The following is a 3560-nucleotide window of genomic DNA, read 5'->3' as shown; positions in this document are numbered from 1 at the left end:
GCATCCTGGGGCTGTAGTCGGTCCCAAGGGTTGGGCTGTTCGCCCATTAAAGCGGCACGCGAGCTGGGTTCAGAACGTCGTGAGACAGTTCGGTCCCTATCCGTCGCGGGCGTTGGAAATTTGAGAGGAGCTGTCCTTAGTACGAGAGGACCGGGATGGACACACCGCTGGTGTACCAGTTGTTCTGCCAAGAGCATCGCTGGGTAGCTATGTGTGGACGGGATAAACGCTGAAAGCATCTAAGCGTGAAGCCCCCCTCGAGATGAGATTTCCCATCACATTAAGTGAGTAAGACCCCTGAGAGACGATCAGGTAGATAGGCTAGAAGTGGAAGTGCCGTGAGGCATGGAGCGGACTAGTACTAATCGGTCGAGGACTTAACCAAGGTTGAAGGTGAATGAGGAAGAGTTTGGATATAGATTCAGTTTTGAGAGAGCGAGAGCTTTTTCAAGAGAGAAGTGTGGTGACGATGGCAAGAAGGATACACCTGTTCCCATCTCGAACACAGAAGTTAAGCTTCTTAGCGCCGATAGTAGTTGGGGGTTTCCCCCTGTGAGGGTAGGACGTTGCCACGCTTTTCAATATTCCGCAATAGCTCAGTTGGTAGTAGCGCATGACTGTTAATCATGATGTCGTAGGTTCGAGTCCTACTGGCGGAGTATAGATAAAAGGGAACTAGTGTTGTTCCCTTTTTTGTATCAATTTGTATCACCAAGCATTTTCATAAGGAAGTCTGTTATTTCTTGAGGACTTTCTTTTTTTCCGTGTGCAATCCAAGTTTGACAAACACCAAAAAGTGCATGAGTTAGATAGATGCTACTATATTCTAATTCAGTGGTATTTAGATTTAGTTGCATAAAGCGTTTTTGTAAATCCGTACTGAGCATGATATGAAGTTTATTTCGTAAGAAATTTTGGATTTCTTTAGTCCCATTTTCAGAAAGAAAGGCAGCCAGAAGTGGTTCTGATTCTAGATATTCAAAGACTTCTAAAATAGCGTCTCTTTTGTGATGAGCATGTTTTTGAAAAATATATTCAAATGTATGGAATAGCTTGCTTTGATAGTGCTCAATCATATCATACTTATCCTTATAGTGAGTATAGAAGCTGGAACGACTAATTCCGGCTTTTTTTGCTAACTTGACAGTAGAAATTTGATCAAATGGCTGTTCTATCAGTAGTTGTACCATAGCATTTTCAATAGTTCGCTTTGTTTTTAAGCGTTTGTTACTTTCTTGCATATTTCCTCCTTATAAACAAATTAGACTATGTGTCTAAAAATTGATTTTTTTATCTTGTAATTTATATTTTTTATTGTATAATCTATTATATCAAAATTTTAGACAATATGTTTAAAAAAGGAGAAACTATGTTTAAAGAATGGAAAGCAATTTTTAAAAAACCAACCTTTATTATTGTCATGATAGGGATTTCTCTTATTCCCGCTCTGTACAATGTCATATTTTTGTCATCAATGTGGGATCCATATGGTCAATTGTCTGACTTACCTGTGGCAGTTGTCAATAATGATAAAGAGGCTTCCTATAATGGTAATAGCATGTCTATAGGAAAAGACATGGTGTCTAATTTAGAGCAAAATAAATCATTGGATTTTCATTTTGTAGATGAAGATGAAGGAAAGAAGGGATTGGAAGATGGCGATTACTATATGGTAGTGACTTTACCAAGTGATTTATCTGAAAAAGCAGCTTCTATTTTAACGAATCATCCAGAGCAAATGCAAATCGATTATCAGACTTCAAGTGGTCATAGTTTTATTGCCAGCAAGATGAGCGATTCTGCGATGACACAGTTAAAACAGAATGTTTCTGCTAATGTAACCGAATCCTATACGAAAGCTTTATTTCAAAAGATGGGTGATTTAAAATCCGGTTTAACGAAGGCAGCCGATGGAAGTGAACAATTGGCTAACGGGGCCAGTCAGTTAGCTGTAGGAAGTCAGACATTGTCTTCAAATCTTGCTACTTTAGCTAGCTCAAGTTTAACCTTTTCGGATGGAACAGATCAATTTACAAAAGGGTTGACAACGTATGTCACAGGAGTAAAGCAACTGAATAGTGGCTTAGGAACATTTAATGATGGTTTACAGAACTATACAAGTGCGGTTTCACAGGTTGACACAGGACTTAATCAATTATCTTCGAAAACTCCAGAATTAGTTGCAGGTGTCAACCAGTTAAATACAGGGATGAAGTCATATGCTGGTGGAGTTTCACAACTCAATTCAGGTCTCAGTCAATTTTCGGTTGGTGTCAATGCCTATACAAGCGGAGTTGACAAATTATCTGTTGGTACAAACCAACTATCAAGTCAATCAGATACATTGAGAGACGGTATTACTCAATTAAATAAAGGAATCAAAGAAATATCCACACAATTAAATACTTCATCTCAACAGAAAGAGGATATAACACAGTTAGCAAGCAGTTTAGATGAGTTGAATAAGGCTCTCCAATCAGTTACAGTTTCAGATAATACTGATCTTAAAAATATAATATCTAATGACTTAACAAATATAACGACTATTGCTCAAACTATTGTGACTAATAGTCAAGCAGAGCAAGAGAAAACTCTTACAAATCTTCAAGCAACAGCAACTTATCAATCTCTCACTGAAACTCAGAAAAAAGAATTGACTGAAGCTGTTTCAAATAATTCTAATTCTACGATAGAGTCAGCAAAAGCAATTTTAACGACGGCAGGAGATTTAAAAGAAAATTTAGGAAGTATAAACCAACCAGTCTCTAATCTTTCTACTTTACAGACTAAAGCAAATCAACTTTTACCTATAGCGTCTAGTTCCTTGACATCTATGTCAAGTGGATTTACACAGTTGCAAAATGCTGTAGATAATCAGTTAGTTCCCGGAAGTCAATCAATTGAAAATGGAGTTAATGCGTATACTAAGGGATTGGATACTATTTCTTTAGGTGTAAATCAACTAAGTGAAAAGAATACAACTTTAACAACAAGTTTGGATCAATTGGTTTCTAGCTCAACCAAGTTGACAGAAAACTCTTCAAAACTGACAACTGGTTTGGATACTCTAGCTGGGAAAACTCCAGAATTAGTAACAGGTATTGAAAAACTATCATCTGGTTCTGCTCAATTGAACAATAAGAGTCCAGAGTTAATAGCAGGTCTTACTAAATTACAATTTGGCTCTGATCAATTAACAGATAAATCAACACAATTACTTTCTGCAGCATCCCAACTAGGAAGTGGCGCTATGAAGATAGCAGATGGTGCTGGAAAATTAGCTGAAGGTGGAGCAACTTTAACTGCTGGTATTGAAAGTTTACAAGTAGGAACTACTGATCTAGGACAAGGCTTAAGAAGTGCTAGCAATCAACTCAAATCAGCATCAACAGAATCTAAAAATGCAGAGATTTTGTCAAATCCACTCAATCTTTCCAAAACAGACAATGACCAAGTTCCTGTAAATGGAATCGCAATGGCTCCCTATATGATATCAGTTGCTCTTTTTGTTGCAGCAATATCAACGAATATGATCTTTGCGAAGTTGCCTTCAGGACGTC

General features: G+C 37.7%; 2 protein-coding genes, 1 tRNA gene and 2 rRNA genes. 4 read left to right on the top strand and 1 reads right to left on the bottom strand.

Going from position 1 to position 3560, the window contains the following annotated elements; all coding sequences use genetic code 11:
• From QZ565_RS08670 to QZ565_RS08660, 3 genes are all read left to right on the top strand, one after another.
• Positions 1-385: ribosomal RNA gene (locus QZ565_RS08670) — 23S ribosomal RNA — on the top strand; the annotation flags it as partial.
• Positions 386-459: 74 nt separating this feature from the next.
• Positions 460-575: ribosomal RNA gene (rrf, locus tag QZ565_RS08665) — 5S ribosomal RNA — on the top strand.
• Between the two features lie 10 nt (positions 576-585).
• Positions 586-659, top strand: a tRNA-Asn gene (locus QZ565_RS08660).
• A gap of 39 nt (positions 660-698) precedes the next feature.
• On the opposite strand, the gene QZ565_RS08655 is transcribed toward QZ565_RS08660, so the two are convergent.
• On the bottom strand, positions 699-1241 hold the full coding sequence (locus QZ565_RS08655) for a TetR/AcrR family transcriptional regulator (RefSeq protein ID WP_295528287.1): 543 nt from the start codon (positions 1239-1241) through the stop codon (positions 699-701).
• A gap of 128 nt (positions 1242-1369) precedes the next feature.
• Between QZ565_RS08655 and QZ565_RS08650 the strand changes: the two genes are divergently transcribed.
• On the top strand, positions 1370-3560 hold a 2191-nt coding region (locus QZ565_RS08650), incomplete at its 3' end, for a YhgE/Pip domain-containing protein (protein ID WP_295528284.1).

The sequence above is a fragment of the uncultured Streptococcus sp. genome, from assembly GCF_915066115.1.
In the GTDB taxonomy this organism is placed as follows: domain Bacteria; phylum Bacillota; class Bacilli; order Lactobacillales; family Streptococcaceae; genus Streptococcus.
The sequence above is the reverse complement of the archived record's forward strand: the minus strand, read 5'-3'. Positions and strand labels throughout refer to the sequence as shown.